The organism is Sphingomonas plantiphila (assembly GCF_046000505.1).
GTDB classification, from domain to species: domain Bacteria; phylum Pseudomonadota; class Alphaproteobacteria; order Sphingomonadales; family Sphingomonadaceae; genus Sphingomonas; species Sphingomonas plantiphila.
This window is the reverse complement of record NZ_JBELQC010000003.1, coordinates 205,989-223,167: the sequence shown is the minus strand read 5'-3', so window position 1 is coordinate 223,167 and position 17,179 is coordinate 205,989. Positions and strand designations below refer to the sequence as shown.

Sequence of the window (17,179 nt, the reverse complement as noted above, 5' to 3'; positions counted from 1 at the left end):
CGCGCTCACTCCCCCTCCCCCAGCACCCGCTTCGCGAACAGCGGGTTGGCGATGCGCAGGTCGTTGCGGTCGTACCAGCGTGGGGCGGGCAGGCCCATTTCCCAGGCCAGCGCCTCGATCAGCGTGCCCTGCGCGTGCGGCGTGTCGGGGGCGGAGTCGCGGAGCGGGTCGGCATAGGCCTCGTCCGCGGTGACGATGGTCCAGCCCCTGGCCTTCAACGCCTTGACCAGATCGCCGATGAATAAAGCGGCGATGTCGGTTTCGTGCAGCAGCATGACGTGGGCAGGCGAGCGGCCTAGCGTCTTGATCGCAAGCGCGTCGTAGAATTCCGCCGCTTCGACATGGCTTTCGACATAGAGGTCGCGCAGCGCTTTCATGTCGATCCGCTTGCCCGCCTGTTTCGCGGCGATCGCCAGGGCCTCGATATTCCAGTCCGACGATTCCGCGGTGACATAGCCGTTGGTGAGGCCGCGCGCCTTGAGCCCGGCGCGGATCGCGTCGCGCTTGACCTTGTCCTTGCCGCCCTCGTCGAGAAACGGGAAGCGGAACCAGGGGCGGTAGGCGGGACGCGGCTTGAGCCAGGCTTCGGCGCGGTCGAGATCGGCGAGATAGGTGTCGGCATCGGTGCTGCCGAGCTTGAGGTGCGACCAGCCGTGATTAGCGAGGACATGGCCCGCCTTCACATAGCGATCGAGATTGGCGAGGCCGTCGCCATGGCCGGGCTGGCCGATATTGCCGGGGTTCACGAAGAACACCGCCTGCTTCACCCCGGCCTTGCGCAGCGCGGCGGTGAGCTTTTTCGCGCGGGTGTCGGGATCGAGGAATGCGCCCGCGCCGCGCGGGGCGTCGTCGAAGCTGAGCGCGATCCGCTTTTGCGCGGTCGCGGGAAGCGCGAGCAGCAGGCAGGCGATGAGGGCGGTGACCAGCTTCATTGCGCGGCGGCTCCGGTGGCGACGGGGGGACGCATCACGCGCGCTTCGAACAGGCGGTCGGCGGTGGGGCCGTCGGTGCGATCGTACCAGCGCGAGCCCTGAAGCCCCTTCTCCCAGGCGAGCATCTGGATGCGGGTACCGTTGGCGAAGGCGACGTCGGGCGTGCGGCGCGCGATGGGGTCGTCGAACGCCTCGTCCGCCGTGACGATGGTCCAGCCCGCCTTGCGCAGCCCGGCGACCATGTCAGGCAGGAAGAGTGCGGCGAGGTCGGTCTCATGGAGGAGCAGCACCTGTGCCGGGTGGCGACCGGTCGCGCGGACGGCAAGGCTGTCGGCGAACTCGGCGGCGCCGACATGCGTTTCGACATAAAGGTCGCGCAGCCGCACCATGTCGATGGTGCGCCCGGCGCGCCTCGCCGCGATGGTCAGCCGCTCCATGTTCCAGTCATAGCCGTCGGCGGTGACATAGCCGTTGCTGAGCCCGCGCGCGGCGAGGCCGTCGCGCACCGCCTGCGCCTTGGCGCGGTTGCTCCCGCCTTCGTCGAGGAAGGGGAAGCGGAACCACGGGCGATAGGTTGGGCGGGTCCGCAACCACGCCTGCGACCGGTCGATATCGGCGAGGTAAAATTCTGCGCTGACGCGGGACAGGCCGGGATGGGTACAGCTGTGATCGGCGATGACGTGCCCGGCGGTTTCGTAGGCGCGGACCAGCGCGCCGTCGCGGTCGCCGTGCATGCGGCACGGGTTGATGAAGAACGCCGCCTGACGCACGCCTGCCGCCTCGAGCGCGGCGACCAGCCTTGGCCCGCGCTCGTCGAGCGTCAGGAACGCCCCGGCCCCGCGCGGGGTATCGTCGAAGGTGATGGCGATGCGCTTGTCCACGCGTTCAGGCTCGCTTGCTGACAACGCAAGCGGCGCCGCCCACGCGATGAAGGTGAGCGCCGCGACCGCCACCAGCATTCTCAGCAGCCAGACCAAGCCGCACCCCCCACAGAGTCGGGGGAATGGTTAGCACGGCGCTAACCGATTCTCGAACCCGGCGGACCATCGATCATCCCATCGTGGGAATGACGAAGGCATTGGCGGCGTCGCCGACCCCGCCATCGGGCCAGCGCTGGGTCACCGTCTTCACCTTGGTGAAGAACTTGACCCCCTCCATGCCATGCTGGTTGGTGTCGCCGAACGCGCTGCGCTTCCAGCCGCCGAAGGTGTGATAGGCGACCGGCACCGGGATCGGCACGTTGATGCCGACCATGCCGACATTGACGCGCGCGGCGAATTCGCGCGCGGCATGGCCGTTGCGGGTGAAGATCGCGACGCCGTTGCCGTACTGGTGGTCGCTCGGCAGGCGCACCGCCTCCTCGAAGCTGTCGGCGCGGACCATCTGGAGGACCGGGCCGAAGATCTCCTCCTGATAGGAGCGCATCTGCGGGGTGACGCGGTCGAACAAAGTCGGCCCGACGAAGAAGCCCTGCTCATGCCCCTGCAGCGTGAAGCCGCGGCCGTCGACGACGAGTTCGGCGCCCTCGTCGACGCCCATCTGGATATAGCTTTCGATCTTCGCCTTGTGCGCGGCGGTAACCACCGGGCCGTAATGCGCGTCCTTGTCGGTCGAGACGCCGACTCGCAGCGCATCGATCGCCGGGAGCAGCTTTTCGCGCAGCGCGGTCGCGGTCTTTTCGCCGACCGGCACGACGACCGGCAGCGCCATGCAGCGCTCGCCGGCCGAGCCGAAGGCCGCGCCGGACAGGTCGTTGACTACCTGATCGAGGTCGGCGTCGGGCATGACGATGCCGTGGTTCTTGGCGCCGCCCATCGCCTGGACGCGCTTCCCCGCTTCGACGCCGCGACGATAGACATAATGCGCGATGTCGGACGAACCGACGAAGCTCACCGCCTTGATCTCGGGATGGTCGAGGATCGCGTCGACCATCTCCTTGTCGCCGTGCACGACCTGCAGCACGCCCTCGGGCGCGCCGGCTTCGAGCATCAGTCCGGCGAGGCGCACGGGGACGCTCGGATCGCGCTCGCTGGGCTTGAGGATGAAGGCGTTGCCGCAGGCGATCGCGACGCCGAACATCCACATTGGGATCATCGCCGGGAAGTTGAACGGGGTGATGCCCGCGACGACGCCAAGCGGCTGACGCATCGAGTAGACGTCGATGCCGGGGCCGGCGCCCTGCGTATATTCGCCCTTGAGCACATGCGGGATGCCGCAGGCGAATTCGATCACCTCGAGCCCGCGCTGCACGTCGCCGCGCGAGTCGGCGATGACCTTGCCATGTTCGGAGCTGAGCAGATTCGCCAGCTCGTCCATATTCTGCTCGACCAGTTCCTTGAAGCGGAACATGACCCGCGCGCGGCGCTGCGGGTTGGTCGCCGCCCAGCCGGGTTGTGCCGCGAGCGCCTTTTCCATCGCCTTATCGAGATCGGCCTGCACGCCGAGCGTCACCTGTGCCTGGACGCTGCCGCTGTTGGGATCGAACACGTCCGACCGGCGCGTGCCGGTGCCCGCAGTCGCTCCGCCGCCGATGAAATGGGTGATCTCGCGCATTGGGCCTCTCCTATTTGCGCACGGTGATGCACCTGCGCGACGGATGCGGGCAACCCATCGACATGCAGGGCATGGCTGCATATTTGCAGGCAATGGACTGGAGCGACCTTCCGATCTTCCTCGCGATCGCGCGGACGGGGCAGTTGGCAAAGGCTGCGCAAAGCCTGCAGATCGACGCGACGACGGCCGGGCGCAGGCTCCGTCGCCTCGAACAGGCGATCGGGGAGCGATTGTTCGAACAGGGTGCCGACGGACAGTCGCTCACCCCGGCGGGCGAGCGGTTGCTGACCCATGCGCGTGCGATGGAGCGTGCCGCGGCCGCGATCGGCGAGCGCGATCCCGGCGGGCCGGTGCGCGGCACGGTGCGCGCGAGCGTGTCCGAAGGGTTCGGCACCTGGTTCGTGAGCCGCCATCTCGGTACGCTGGCGGAGGCCCATCCCGGCCTGTCGGTCGATCTGGTGGCGAGCAGCGGCTTCCTCAATCCGACGCGGCGCGAGACCGATGTCGCGGTGCTTCTCGCCCGCCCGCGGCGGGGGCCGCTGCTGACGCGCAAGCTCGCCGACTATGGCCTGCGGCTCTATGCGGCGCGCAGCTATCTCGCGATGCATGCGGGGCTCGCCACGCCCGACCAGCTGCGCGACCATCGGTTGATCGGCTATGTGCCAGACATCCTCTATGCGCCCGAGCTGCGCTATCTCGACGAAATCCCGGGCGCGCCGTCGCCGCAGTTGCGCTCCTCGAGCATCAATGCGCAGCATCGCATGGCCGCGGAGGGCGCCGGGATCGCGGTGCTGCCCTGTTTTATCGGAGATGCCGATCCGGATTTGGTCCGGGTGCTGCCCGACATCGCGATCCGGCGCAGCTTCTGGCTAGTGACGCACGAGGAGACGCGCCACTTCGCCCCCGTCGCTGCCTTTGTGGACTGGCTGGGCGAGCTGGTCGCACGGCATCGCGCGGAATTGGCGGGGTAACCATCCGAAACCCGCGAAAAACCGCCATTTGTCATTGAAGTGTCATGCCCGGCTAACACCGCATTTACCCTCCCCCTCCTAGGGCCGCGGCATGTTCCTGTCCGAGCGTCCCGACCCGAAATCCGAAGCGACCAGCACGCGCGACTGGCTGTCGACGATCGAACGCACCCCGCCCTTCCTGCGGCGGTCCGACACGCTGTTCACCGCGATCGGGATGTTCCAAGCCAATATGGAACTTCGCCTGCTGCCGGTGGTCGATGCCGGGCATCGCCCCGTCGGTGCGCTGTTCGAAAAGGACGTGCGGCGCCTGCTGCTCAACCCGTTCGGCCACGCGCTGATGCGCAACCCGGCCTATGGCAGCGGCCTTGCGGCGCATATCCGCCCGTGCCCCACCACCGAGGTCGATCAGGAGATCGGCGCAGTGCTCGACGCCTATCGCGCCGCGAGCGGGCAGGAGGGCATGATCATGACGCATCAGGGGCGGCTGTTCGCGGTGGTTGCGAACCGCCGGATCGTCAGCCTGGCGGTCGAGCGCGAACTCGCCCATGCGCGCGCACAGCTGCGCCGGTCGACGCGGATCGAGGCGGCGTCGGCGCGGTTCGAGGGGCAGGTCGCGGTGCTGGCGCGGACGCTGGCGACGCTGTCGCAGCAGATCGGCGGCAATGCCGGGGCGACCGCGTCGCGCGCCGCCGACACCGGCGATCGCGCCGCTGCGGTGGCATCGGCGGCGGCGCAGACCAGCCTCGGCATGACCGGCATCGCCGAGCGCGGGCGGATGCTGGCCACGGCATTCGCGGCGATCAACGACGATACGGCACGCGCCAAGGCGGCGGCGGAGAATGCGGTGGGGCTGGTCGGCGAGGGTGGCGCGCGGATGCGTCAGCTGATCCGGTCGGCGGAGTCGATCGACACGGTAATCGCGCTGATCGGCGAGATTGCCGGCAAGGTGAACCTGCTCGCGCTCAACGCGACGATCGAGGCCGCCCGCGCGGGCGAGGCGGGGCGCGGCTTCACCGTTGTGGCGAACGAGGTGAAGGCGCTGGCGACCCAGGCGGGCCATGCGGCAGGGCGGATCACCGCGGAAGTCGCCGAGCTGTGCACCGGCATCGCGCAGGTGGCGGACGGGCATGGCGAGGTCGAGCGCGCGATCGCGGCGATGGCACGGCTGTGCGACACGGTCGAGGATGCAGTGGCGACGCAGCGCGAGACGACCCGACTGATCGCGACGACGGTCGAGGAAACGGTGAGCGCGAGCGCGATGATCGCCGACGATGTCGGGGCGATCGGCGGGAGTGCGCACTCGGCGTCGCTCAACGCGCAGGACATGGGAGGGCTTGCCCGCGGCATTCGCGCCGAGGCGGAGGCGCTGGACGCCGCGGTGCAGGGTTTTCTGGCTGAGCTGCGCGCGGCCTAAAAGCGCTCGGCCGCCTCGCCGATCAGGGCGTAGATGCGGGTGAGATCGTCGTCGGCGATGCAATAGGGCGGCATGACATAGACGGTGTTGCCGAGCGGGCGCAGCAGCACGTCGCGTTCGCGGAAGAACGCCGTCAGTTGCGGGCCGAGGGTGGAGAGATAGCTGCCCTGCGGCTGATCGAACTCCATCGCGACGATCGTGCCGATCTGACGAAGATTCGAGACTTTTTCGCGTAGCGAGGCGCTGAGCTCGGTCTGGCGTTTGCCAAGGGCGGCGATCCGCTCCCGCACCGGCTCGTCGCGCCAGATGGTGAGGTTGGCGACCGCGGCGGCGCAGGCGATCGGGTTGGCGGTGTAGCTCGACGAGTGGAAGAACATGCGCGCGCGGTCGGTCGAGCGGTGGCTGTCGAAGATTTCCTCGGTCGCCAGCGTGACCGCGAGCGGGATCGCGCCGCCGGTCAGCCCCTTGGACAGGCACAGCAGGTCGGGGACCACCTCCGCCTGTTCGCAGGCGAGCAGCGTGCCCGTGCGGCCCCAGCCGGTCATCACCTCGTCGGCGATGAACAGCACGCCATGCGCGGCGCAGATCTCGCGCAGGCCGCGCAGCACCTGCGGCGGATAGATTCGCATGCCGCCCGCGCCGAGGATCAGCGGCTCGACGATCAGCGCGGCGGGATTCCGTGCACAAAGCGCTTCGAACGCATCGAGCGTCGCCTGTTCGGCGCCGGCTTCGGGGAACGGGATGACATCGACGTCGAACAGCAGCGGGGCGTAGCTCTTGTTGAACACGCCGCGCGCGCCGACCGACATGCCGCCGATCGTGTCGCCATGATAGCTGCCCGCCATCACCACGATGCGGTGACGATCCTCGCCGCGATTGGCGAAATGGCCGAGCGCCATCTTGAGCGCGACCTCGACGCTGGTCGATCCGCTGTCGGAGAAGAAGACCTTGGTCAGCGGCGGCGGCATGATCGCGGTGAGCTCGCGCGCGAGCGTCTCGGCGGGTTCGTGCGTCCAGCCGGCGAAGATCAGCTGGTCGAGGCGTTCGCTCTGGTCGCGGATCGCCGCCATGATGCGCGGGTGGCAATGGCCGTGCGTCGTCACCCACCAGGACGAGATCGCGTCGATCACGCGGCGGCCATCGGCGGTGTGGAGGATCGCCCCCTCGGCATGCGTCACCAGCGGCACCGGCTCGTTCAGGCCGTGCTGGGTGAACGGATGCCAGACCGGCGAGGTCATGCGAGCGGGCCGAGGTCGAGCGCGGCGGCGGCGGTGCGCAGCGTGTCGGGGGTGAGCGGATCGAGGATCGGCAGGCGGCCGAGCGCGGGCACCGCCGCCATGTCGCAGATGGTGCGCTGGCTGTCCGTCACTTCGTCGCCCGAGAACAGGATGCCGGCCACGGTGACGCCGCGCGCGCGCAACACTTCGACGGTCATCAGGCTGTGGCTGATCGTGCCGAGCGCGGTGCGCGCGACCACCACCACCGGCAGGCCCCAGCGCGCAAACAGGTCGGCGTAGAGCAGGTCGCGCGTGACCGGGACGAGCGCGCCCCCTGCCCCTTCGATCACCACGCGGCCGGGCGGTAGGGTGAGGCATGCGGGCTCGATGGTGACGCCGTCGATCTCCGCCGCGCGGTGCGGCGAGCATGGGGTTTCGAGGAAATAGGCTTCGGGATGGGTTTGCACGCCGGCGAGGCGCGCGACGGCTTCGCGGTCGCTTTCCTCCTCACGGCCCGCCTGAATCGGCTTCCAGTAACTCGCGCCGAGGCGCAGCGCGAGTGCGGCGGAGGCGACGGTCTTGCCGATGCCGGTATCGGTGCCGGTGACGACGATCATGCCAGCGCCTCCGCCAGTGCGTCGATCTCGGCGGGGGTGACGTTGAGCGTGACCGCGATGCGCAGCCGGGCGGTGCCCGGCGCGACGGTCGGCGGGCGGATGCCGCGGACGTCGAAGCCCTGTGCCTGCAACGCAGCGGCGCGGGCCATCGTCGCGGCGTCCCCGCCGACGATCAGCGGCATGATCTGGCTCCCGGTCGGCGTGACGCCATGCGGGGTAAGCGCGGCTTCGGCATGCGCGATCAAAGCGTGGAGACGGGTGCGGCGTTCGGGCTCGTCGGTGACGATGCGCAGCGCGGCGCGGACGGCGCTGCCGAGCAAGGGTGACGGCGCGGTCGAGAAGATGAAGGGACGCGCGCGGTTGATGAGGAAATCGATCAGCACGCGCGGAGCGGTGACGAGCGCGCCCTGGCAGCCCAGCGCCTTGCCGCAGGTGTGCAGCGCGATGACATTGGGCTGGCCTTCGAGCGTTTCGGCGAGGCCGCGCCCATTGGGTCCCCACACGCCGGTGGCGTGCGCCTCGTCGACCAGCAGCATGGCGTCGTGCCGCGCCGCGACCTCGGCCAGCTCCGCCACCGGCGCGCGGTCGCCATCCATCGAATAGAGCGTTTCGACCGCGATCCACGGCGTTCCCCTGCCCCCCTCGGCGCGCCAGCCGCGGATCGTGTCGTCGATGCGCTGAGCGTCGTTGTGCCCGGCGGCGAGCGACGGCGCGCGGGCGAGGCGCAGACCGTCATGCATGCTGGCATGCGCCATGGCGTCATGGACGATCAGGTCTTCGGGTTGCGGCAGGGTGGACAGCAGCGCGACATTGGCGGCGAAGCCGTTGGCGAAATAGAGGCACGCCTCGGCGCCGAACAGCGCGGCGGCCTCGTCCTCCAGCGCGGCGATCTCGGGATCGTTGCCGCGCAAAAGCCGCGAGCCGCCCGAACCGACCGCGACGCCGCGTGCAAGTGCTTCGGCAACCACGTCACGCAGGCGCGGATCGTTGGCAAGGCCGAGATAGTCGTTGGAGGCGAAATCGATTCCCGCGCGCGGGCTGAGCGCACGCAGCCGCCCCGCCGCGTCGAGCCGGTCCAGGTCCTCGCGATGGAAATGCGACGTCATGCCTCTCCCGCGCGGGCGAGCAGCGCGCGCGCCTGTTTGAGGTGCGGCGCGTCGATCATCTTGCCGTCGAGCTGCAGCGCGCCCGCGCCGGGATTGGCGGTGAAGGCGGCGACCACCGCGCGGGCGTGCGCGATGGCGGCGTCGGACGGGGTGAAGGCGGCGTTGATCACCGGCACCTGCGCCGGGTGGATCGCCATCATCCCGGTAAAGCCGTCGCGCATCGCGCGGGCGCAATAGGCCGCGAGTCCGTCGAGATCGCGGAAATCGGGATAGACGGTCTCGATTGGCGCGACCCCGGCGGCGTGCGCGCCGAACAGGGTCAGGCCGCGGATCATCTCATAGGGCGGGGTGTAGCGCCCGTCCGCCTCGCGCGAGGATTGCGCGCCGATCGCGGCGGGCAGGTCCTCCGCCCCCCAGGTGATCCCGGCGAGGCGCGGCGAGCAGCCGGCATAGCTGCCAAGGCCGAAGATCGCGGCGGGCGTCTCGGTCGCGATCGGAAGGATGTGCGCGGCGGCCCCGGCGAGCATCGCATCGAGCGCGGCGACGTCCTGCCCGCTCGCCGCCTTGGGCAGCACGATGCCGTCGGCCCCGCGCGCGGCGGCGAGGTCGTCCTGCGTCATGCCGCTGTCGAGCGGGTTGATGCGGACCCAGCGCGCGACGGCGGTCGGTTCCTGCGCCAGAAAGGCCGCGACAGCCGCGCGCGCCTCGCCCTTGCGTTCGGGCGTCACCGAATCCTCGAGGTCCAAGATCAGCGCATCGGCGCCGCTCGCCAGCGCCTTTTCCATCCGGTCGGGCCGGTCGCCGGGGACGAACAACAGGGAGCGCAGGCGCATGGATGTTTCCTCTCTCGCGCCGCGCCATGCCTTTGCGAGGCGCGCGCCGCAAGGGTGGCATCTATCCTTCCCTGCCAAGGCGAGGATGGTTAGGCCCCGGACGAATAAAGCAGACTGACTGCAAACGACCCCATTGCGGACGCCAAGTGGTCTGGATCTGGCACCGCATATCCGCCGTTGCCGAACGGCATAAGGGAGGTAGAAACACGCGATGCCTATCCCGTTCGCTGCTGAACTACCGTATGTTTTGCACACGAACCGTGAATTGGGTTTGATGCTCTCCAACCAGAAGCCATTAGCGCACTTCGCGGATCGTGAGGGTCACTTCCCTGAGTGTGTGAAGCGGTACCTTCGTTGCTTCGACCGCCAAGTAGCTGTCGGCAGAATCGTTCGGCGAGACTACGTTGATCCACCGAACCATTGGCGTGCCTATCCGGTGCATCGCATCCTCTTCGCACTTCCGGGGGAAGAGTGGAGGTTTGAAGAGATGATTCAGCTTATGAAGTCGCTAACCTGGGGAATCGAGCAGGAGCGTAGAGAGGGCGAACTGCTTGGCTACCAAGACTGGATGAACGACCACTTTTTAGCGCTTAGGTTCCCAAATCAGAATGGCAGCTAACCAACCAATTCAGGTCGTCCAGCCATTCGCTGAAAGCGGCCGTCGATAGGCTTCCCCCCTACCGCACCGGCCGCTTCTCCAGCTTCCGCGCGAGCGTGCGACGGTGCATGCCCAGCCGCCGCGCGGCTTCGGAGATGTTGAAGTCGGTCTCGACCAGGGTCTGGTGGATATGCTCCCACTCGACCGTCTTGATCGATGAGGTGCGGCCGTCGACCGGGGCGTCGACATCGCCGTCGACGCGCGCGAACGCGGCCTCGATATCGTCGGTGTTCGACGGTTTGGCGAGATAGTGATTGGCGCCGAGCTTGATCGCCTCGACCGCGGTCGCGATGCTGGCGAAGCCGGTGAGGACGACGATCTTCATGTCGGCGTCGCTCGCGCGCAACGTCTGGACACAGGCCAGGCCCGATGCACCTCCGAGCTTCAGGTCGACCACCGCGAAATCGGGTCGATGCCCGGCGAGCAGCGCCGCCAGTTCGTCATGGTTCGCCGCCCACAGCACGGAGTAACCGCGCCGCTCGAACGAGCGTTTCAGGGTCCGCGCGAACGCTTCGTCATCCTCGACGATCACCAGTCGCCGCTCGCTCATCGCGCGCCCTCCATCGCCAGGGCCGCCAGCGGAAGCACGATCCGCACACGCGCACCGCCGTCCAGCCGGTTCTCGGCATTCGCCTCCCCGCCCAGCTTGCGCAGCACGTTGACCAGCAGGAACAGGCCGAGCCCGCCGCCCGGCTTGCCCTTGGTCGAGCGATAGGGCTGGCCGAAGGTCTCGAGAATCTCAGGGGCGAAGCCGGGGCCGCGATCGGCGATGTCGAGCACCAGCGCCTGTCCCTCACGCGCGGCGGTCAGCGCGACGCGGTCGGGTGACACCTCAATGGCATTGTCGATGACGTTGCCGATCACCTGGCGCAGCGCGGGATCGGAAACGATGGTGACGTCGGCACCGAAGCGGTCGTCGAAATCGAGCGCGCCGGGGAGCAGGCTGGCGCGATAGTCCTCGACGATGCCGGTCAGGAATTTGCGCACGCTGGTGACTTCGGGCGCGACGCCGCGCGCTTCGCCCGCCGAGATCAGGATGCCGCTGACGATCGCCTTGCAGCGCCGCACCGCGCCGTCCATCTCGGCCAGTTCCTCCTGCAGTTCGCTATCGTCGCGCAGGCGCGGCATCGCGCGCCAGTCGCCGATCGCGACCGACAGCAAAGAGAGCGGCGTCCCCAGCTCATGCGCGGCGCCCGAGGCGAGCAGGCCCATGCGGACGATATGATCTTCCTCCGCCGCGCGCTGGCGGACGGCGGCGAGCGCGGCGTCGTGGGTGCGCAGGTTGCGGCTGATCTGGCCGATGAAGATGACGAGCAGCACCGCGATCAGGACGAAGCAGACGAGGCCGCCGGTCAGATAGAGCGGGACCGGATCGACCGGCATATCGGCGGGCAGCACGAGCGGGGTCGGATCGAGCGCAAGCAGCCCCAGCGCGATGAGCGTCGCGCCGACGATGCCCCAGGGATAGGGCGGCCGCAGCAGCACCGCGCCGAGCACGATATGCAGCAGGAACAGCGCCGCGAACGGATTGGTGATGCCGCCCGACAGGCTGAGCTGCACCGTGAGCGCGATCACGTCGAACAACAGCGCACCGGCGAGCGCGCCGTCGGTGAAGCGCGCGCCGCTGGCGATCAGCACATGGCTGGCGATGTTGAGCGCGGCGAGCGTCGCGGTGGACATCAGAAGCTGCAGCAGCGGCAGCTCGATCCCCAGCCCGAAGCGCACCACCGCGACGGTCATGAGCTGCCCGCCGACCGCCAGCCAGCGCAGCTGGGTGAGCAGCAGCATGTTGCGCCGCCCCGCATCCGCCGGTTGAAAGGCGGGCGGCAGGATGATCTGCCGGGTCACGCCCCTATTTCGGCCGATCGGTCCGTTTGCGCAACACCAGCCAGATGCCGGCCAGCGACATCAGGGCGAGCGCGAACCAGGTCAGCGCATAGACGGCGTGATTGTCGGAGAAGCGCAGCACGGTCAGTCCGCCGCGCGGCCAGCCGCCGGGGTTGGGGGCGGCATCGGCATCGATGAAATAGGGCACGGCGTCGGTCACTCCGCGCGCGGCGGCGATGGCGGCGACGTCGCGCGAATACCAGTTGCCGGACGCGGGGTCGTTGCTGCGGAGGAAGCCGCCGCCCGGCTCGGTCAGCCGGATCAGGCCGGTGACACGCGCCTCCCCTGCCCCGTTCGCCGCCGCGCGGGTCGCCGGATCGCGGCGCTCGGGCGGCACGAAGCCGCGATTGACGAGGACGGTGAAGCCCCCGTTATCGAGCGGGGTGACGACCCAATAGCCGCTACCCAGATTGCTGACTGCGCGGACCAAAGTCTCGCGGTCGTGGAGGAAGCGGCCGGTAACATGCACGCGGCGGTAGGGCTGAGGTTCGACGCTCGGCCCCGGCGCCGCGACCGGCCCGGCAGTGCTGCGCGACGTCACCGCATCGATCAGCGCATGCTTCCACGCGCGCCGCTCGACCTGCCACACGCCGAGCGCGACAAAGCCGAGCGCGCAGACCAGCAGCAGCGCCGCGAGGACGGCGCGGCCCCGAGTCACGAAAGGCCCGTCACGGAATCTGCTGCTCCATATGCTGCGGCATCATGTTGGTGTTGAGGTGGTGCATCACCCATAGCGACCCGGCGAGCATGATGACGATCACGATGATCGTGAACACCAGCGAGGTCAGCGACCAGCCGCCCTCCGCCTTGGGCGTCATGTGCAGGAAGAACACCATGTGGACGACGATCTGGACGATCGCGAAGCCCATGATCACCGCCGCGGTCACCCCGGCGCTGAGCGGCATCGTCATCACCAGCCAGAACGGGATGGCGGTGAGGATCACCGACAGGACGAAGCCGATCACATAGTCGCGCAACGTCGCGTGCGGCAGCTCGGCGACGGCGTGATGGCCGTCATGGGCGTGGGGGTCGCTCATCACAGCATTCCCATGAGATAGACGATGGTGAAGACGCCGATCCAGATGACGTCGAGAAAGTGCCAGAACATGCCGAGGCACGCGACGCGGCGCTGGTTGGCGGGGATCAGCCCCTTGCGCCCCAGCTGCACCATCAGCGTCATAAGCCACACGAGGCCGAATGTGACGTGCAGGCCGTGCGTGCCGACGAGGGTGAAGAAGGCCGAGAGGAAGGCGCTGCGCTGCGGCGTCGCGCCTTCGTGGATCAGGTGCGCGAACTCGTAGAGTTCGATGCCGAGAAAGGCGAGGCCGAACAACCCGGTGACCGCGAGCCAGCCCTGCGTCGCGCGCACCTTCCCCAGCTGCATCGACAGCATCGCGAAACCATAGGTGATCGACGAGAACAGCAGCATCGCGGTGTTCAGCGCGATCAGCTTGAGGTCGAACAGGTCCTTCGGCCCCGGCCCCGCCGCGTAATTGCCGCCGAGCACGGCATAGCAGGCGAACAGGATCGCGAAGATGAGGCAGTCGCTCATCAGATAGATCCAGAAGCCCAGCATCGTGCTGTGCCCCTCGGGGTGGGGATGCTCGTCCAGCTCGTAGAAGACGGGGGCTTCGTTATCTGCGGTCACGGCGGTCATGCGGCGGCTCCGGCGGCGAGCTGGCGGGTGCGCGCTTCCTCGACCTTGGTGACGGTCGCCGCCGGGATGTGGAAGTCGCGGTCATAGTTGAAAGTGTGGACGATCGCCGTGGCAATCAGCGCGACGAACGCCGCGATCACCAGCCACCAGATGTGCCACACCAGCGCAAAGCCCATCACCAGGCTGATCCCGGCAAGGATCACCCCTGCCCCGGTCGAGCACGGCATGTGGATGTCGCGGAACCCCTCGACCGGACGTCCGGCGTTGCGGTTCTTCATGTCGTACCACGCGTCGAGGTCGTGGATGCGCGGGGTGAAGGCGAAGTTATATTCGGGCGGGGGCGAGCTGGTCGCCCATTCGAGCGTGCGGCCGCCCCAGGGATCCCCGCTTTCCTCCTTCAATTCCTCACGCTTCCAGATGCTGACCGCGAACTGGACCAGCATCGCCGCAATGCCGACCGCGATCACCGCCGCGCCGATGCCGGCGATGACAAACCAGATCTGCAGCGAGGGATCATCGAACACCCGCATCCGCCGCGTCACCCCCATCAAGCCGAGAATGTAGAGCGGCATGAAGGCGAGCCAGAAGCCGACCACCCAGCACCAGAAGGAGACGAGGCCCCATTTCTTGTCGAGCTTGAACCCGAACGCCTTGGGCCACCAGTAATTGATCGCGGCGAACAGGCCGAACAGCACGCCGCCGATGATGACGTTGTGGAAGTGCGCGATCAGAAACAGCGAATTGTGGAGCACGAAATCGGCCGGCGGCACCGCGAGCAGCACACCGGTCATGCCCCCCACGACGAAAGTCAGCATGAAGGCGATGGTCCACATCATCGGCAGCTCGAAGCGGATGCGCCCGCGATACATGGTGAACAGCCAGTTGAAGAGCTTCGCCCCCGTGGGGATCGAGATCACCATGGTGGTGATGCCGAAGAAGCTGTTGACGCTGGCGCCCGAGCCCATGGTGAAGAAATGGTGGAGCCAGACGATGTAGCTCAGGATGGTGATGACCACCGTGGCGTAGACCATCGAGGTATAGCCGAAGAGCCGCTTGCCGGAGAAGGTCGAGGTCACTTCGCTGAACACGCCGAACAGCGGCAGGATCAGGATGTAGACCTCAGGATGGCCCCAGATCCAGATCAGGTTCACATACATCATCGACGATCCGCCGAAGTCGTTCGTGAAGAAGTTGGTCCCGGCGTAGCGGTCGAGCCCGAGCAGCGCGAGCACGGCGGTCAGCACCGGGAAGCTGGCGACGATCAGGATGTTGGCGCACAGCGACGTCCAGGTGAACACCGGCATCTTCATCAGACCCATCCCCGGCGCGCGCAGCTTCAGGATGGTGACGATCAGGTTGATGCCGGACAATGTCGTGCCGACACCCGCGATCTGCAGCGACCAGATATAATAGTCGACGCCGACATTGGGGCTGTAGGCGATCCCAGACAGCGGCGGATAGGCGAGCCAGCCGGTCTGCGCGAACTCACCGATGAACAGCGAGATCATGCACAGCACCGCGCCCGCCGTGGTCATCCAGAAGCTGAAATTGTTAAGGAACGGGAAGCTGACGTCGCGCGCGCCGATCTGCAACGGGACAACATAGTTCATCAGGCCGGTGATGAACGGCATCGCCACGAAGAAGATCATGATCACGCCATGGGCGGTGAAGATCTGGTCGTAGTGGTGGGCGTTGAGATACCCCTCGGACCCGCCGAACGCCATCGCCTGCTGCAGCCGCATCATGATCGCATCGGCAAAGCCGCGCAGGAACATGACGAGGCCCAGGATCATGTACATGATCCCGATCTTCTTGTGGTCGACGCTGGTGAACCACTCTTTCCAGAGATAGCCCCACAGGCGGTATTTGGTAAGCAGCGCCAGCATGGCGAGGCCGCCGAGCGCGACCACCGCAAAGGTGACGATCAGGATCGGCTCGTGAATCGGGATCGCGTCGAGCGACAGGCGGCCGAAGATCGGATCGACCGACGGGGCGGGATGCGCGGTGAGATCGGACACGGGGCTTCAGCTTTCGGGAAGGGCGGGAAGGTCGGACATGGCGGTGCGCGACGGCGTGGACTGACGCACGCGCGACAGGCCCGCGCCGGTCAGCGGGGCGCTGTCGATCGGCTTGGGATCGGGCGCGATCGCCGGCACCATCGGCGTGGTACAGATCGCGGCGACATAGCGGGTATCGAGGGTGGGTAGCGTGCCGCGCGCGGCGAACTTGTCATAGGCGAGATCGCGGACGTTGTAGATGCCATCGCGCCCCATCCCGCCGCGTGCGTCGATCGCCATCATGTCGTGCATGCACATCTTGCCCGGCTCGACGCACAGGTTGACGACCTGCTCGAACAGGTTCGGCTCGACCTGCGCGAAGCGGCGCACCGGCTCCTTCTCGCTCGGCTTTTCGAGCTTGAGATAGGTCGCGCGATCGAGCGGCGTCCCCTGCCCCTTCGCCTGTGCGACCCAGGCGTCGAACGCATCCCGCTCCAGGCTCTTCGCGGCGAAGCGCATGTTCGAGAATCCCGCGCCCGAGTAATTGGCGGAGAAGCCGGTGAACGCACCGGTCTGATTGAACACGCCGTGCAGCTTCGTTTCCATGCCCGGCATCGCATAAATCTGGCCGGCGAGCGCGGGGATGTAGAAGCTGTTCATCACCGAAGAGGAGGCGATGCGGAAACGGATCGGGCGATCCACGGGAGCGGCGAATTCGTTGACCGTCGCAATCCCCTGTTCGGGATAGATGAACAGCCATTTCCAGTCGAGCGCGACGACCTGGACCTCCAGCGGCTTCTCGGCATCCGGCACCGGCGCACCGGGGGCCTCGGCCTTGGGCGCGGCCAGCGGGCGATAGGGGTCGAGCAGGTGCGTGCCGACCCATGTCAGCGCGCCGAGACAAATGATGATGAGCAGCGGTGCGGCCCAGATCACCAGTTCGAGCTGGGTCGAATGGTCCCAGTCGGGCTTGTAGGTCGCTTCCGTGTTCGACGCGCGATACCGCCATGCGAAGAACACCGTCAGCGCCATCACCGGGAGGATGATCAACAGCATCAGCGCGGTCGAGATCATCACCAGATTGCCCTGCTGGCGCGCCACCTCCCCCGCCGGGTCGAGCACCACGAGACCGCACCCGCCGAGCAGTGGCAACAGGGCAAGGGCGATCAAGGGCCGGAGGCGAAGGCGATCTGTGGGCAGGTTCTTGGCCATGGTTCCGCCTAGGCCGCGGGATGGCGCTGGCCCATTGGACATTTTGTCCAATCCCCCGTTACGCGATTAGGGTGCAGTGCGTTGAGCGTGCGGGAAGGTCGCTCTCCCCGTCCGACGCAGATGCA

16 protein-coding genes are annotated in these 17,179 nt (G+C 67.6%); 2 read left to right on the top strand and 14 right to left on the bottom strand.

Annotation, left to right across the window (positions count from 1 at the left end; genetic code table 11):
• Positions 1-5: 5 nt before the first annotated feature.
• From ABS767_RS16030 to ABS767_RS16020, 3 genes are all read right to left on the bottom strand, one after another.
• Positions 6-932 carry a polysaccharide deacetylase family protein gene (locus tag ABS767_RS16030; protein WP_408080179.1) on the bottom strand — a complete coding sequence of 309 codons (927 nt, stop codon included), beginning with the start codon at positions 930-932 and terminating at the stop codon, positions 6-8.
• A complete protein-coding gene (locus tag ABS767_RS16025) occupies positions 929-1,909 on the bottom strand; it encodes a polysaccharide deacetylase family protein (RefSeq protein WP_408080177.1) in 981 nt (326 codons plus the stop codon). Before ABS767_RS16025 ends, ABS767_RS16030 begins: the two co-directional genes overlap by 4 nt.
• A gap of 73 nt (positions 1,910-1,982) precedes the next feature.
• The gene (locus tag ABS767_RS16020) at positions 1,983-3,485 is read right to left on the bottom strand and encodes a CoA-acylating methylmalonate-semialdehyde dehydrogenase (protein WP_408080175.1); all 1,503 of its coding nucleotides are present in this window, start codon (positions 3,483-3,485) and stop codon (positions 1,983-1,985) included.
• Positions 3,486-3,577: 92 nt separating this feature from the next.
• Here ABS767_RS16020 and ABS767_RS16015 point away from each other — a divergent pair, with 92 nt between their 5' ends.
• Complete coding sequence (locus ABS767_RS16015; RefSeq protein ID WP_408080173.1) at positions 3,578-4,456, top strand: LysR family transcriptional regulator; 879 nt, start codon at positions 3,578-3,580, stop codon at positions 4,454-4,456.
• Positions 4,457-4,547: 91 nt separating this feature from the next.
• Positions 4,548-5,870 (top strand): methyl-accepting chemotaxis protein, encoded by a 1,323-nt coding sequence (locus ABS767_RS16010; RefSeq protein WP_408080171.1) that lies wholly within the window; start codon positions 4,548-4,550, stop codon positions 5,868-5,870.
• Here the strand turns inward: ABS767_RS16010 and ABS767_RS16005 are convergent.
• The 11 genes from ABS767_RS16005 to cyoA all read right to left on the bottom strand — a co-directional run bounded on the left by ABS767_RS16005 (position 5,867) and on the right by cyoA (position 17,054).
• On the bottom strand, positions 5,867-7,108 hold the full coding sequence (locus tag ABS767_RS16005; protein ID WP_408080169.1) for an adenosylmethionine--8-amino-7-oxononanoate transaminase: 1,242 nt from the start codon (positions 7,106-7,108) through the stop codon (positions 5,867-5,869). The genes ABS767_RS16010 and ABS767_RS16005 overlap by 4 nt on opposite strands.
• Positions 7,105-7,704, bottom strand: a complete 600-nt coding sequence (bioD, locus tag ABS767_RS16000; protein ID WP_408080167.1) for a dethiobiotin synthase — start codon at positions 7,702-7,704, stop codon at positions 7,105-7,107. The genes ABS767_RS16005 and bioD overlap by 4 nt, the downstream gene beginning before the upstream one ends.
• The gene (locus tag ABS767_RS15995) at positions 7,701-8,810 is read right to left on the bottom strand and encodes an 8-amino-7-oxononanoate synthase (protein ID WP_408080165.1); all 1,110 of its coding nucleotides are present in this window, start codon (positions 8,808-8,810) and stop codon (positions 7,701-7,703) included. The genes bioD and ABS767_RS15995 overlap by 4 nt, the downstream gene beginning before the upstream one ends.
• Positions 8,807-9,643, bottom strand: coding sequence for an HpcH/HpaI aldolase/citrate lyase family protein (locus tag ABS767_RS15990; RefSeq protein ID WP_408080163.1), 837 nt, complete (start codon positions 9,641-9,643; stop codon positions 8,807-8,809). The genes ABS767_RS15995 and ABS767_RS15990 overlap by 4 nt, the downstream gene beginning before the upstream one ends.
• Positions 9,644-10,320: 677 nt before the next feature.
• A complete protein-coding gene (locus ABS767_RS15985; protein WP_408080161.1) occupies positions 10,321-10,851 on the bottom strand; it encodes a response regulator transcription factor in 531 nt (176 codons plus the stop codon).
• On the bottom strand, positions 10,848-12,149 hold the full coding sequence (locus tag ABS767_RS15980; RefSeq protein ID WP_408080159.1) for an ATP-binding protein: 1,302 nt from the start codon (positions 12,147-12,149) through the stop codon (positions 10,848-10,850). The genes ABS767_RS15985 and ABS767_RS15980 overlap by 4 nt, the downstream gene beginning before the upstream one ends.
• A 4-nt stretch (positions 12,150-12,153) precedes the next feature.
• Positions 12,154-12,846 carry an SURF1 family protein gene (locus ABS767_RS15975; protein ID WP_408080157.1) on the bottom strand — a complete coding sequence of 231 codons (693 nt, stop codon included), beginning with the start codon at positions 12,844-12,846 and terminating at the stop codon, positions 12,154-12,156.
• A gap of 10 nt (positions 12,847-12,856) precedes the next feature.
• Entirely contained in the window at positions 12,857-13,225 is a 369-nt protein-coding gene (gene cyoD, locus ABS767_RS15970; protein WP_408080155.1) for a cytochrome o ubiquinol oxidase subunit IV, read from the bottom strand.
• A complete protein-coding gene (gene cyoC / locus ABS767_RS15965; RefSeq protein ID WP_408080153.1) occupies positions 13,225-13,845 on the bottom strand; it encodes a cytochrome o ubiquinol oxidase subunit III in 621 nt (206 codons plus the stop codon). Before cyoC ends, cyoD begins: the two co-directional genes overlap by 1 nt.
• The gene (gene cyoB / locus ABS767_RS15960) at positions 13,842-15,863 is read right to left on the bottom strand and encodes a cytochrome o ubiquinol oxidase subunit I (RefSeq protein WP_408080151.1); all 2,022 of its coding nucleotides are present in this window, start codon (positions 15,861-15,863) and stop codon (positions 13,842-13,844) included. The genes cyoC and cyoB overlap by 4 nt, the downstream gene beginning before the upstream one ends.
• A gap of 6 nt (positions 15,864-15,869) precedes the next feature.
• Positions 15,870-17,054, bottom strand: coding sequence for a ubiquinol oxidase subunit II (gene cyoA, locus ABS767_RS15955; RefSeq protein WP_408080149.1), 1,185 nt, complete (start codon positions 17,052-17,054; stop codon positions 15,870-15,872).
• Positions 17,055-17,179 lie beyond the last annotated feature (125 nt).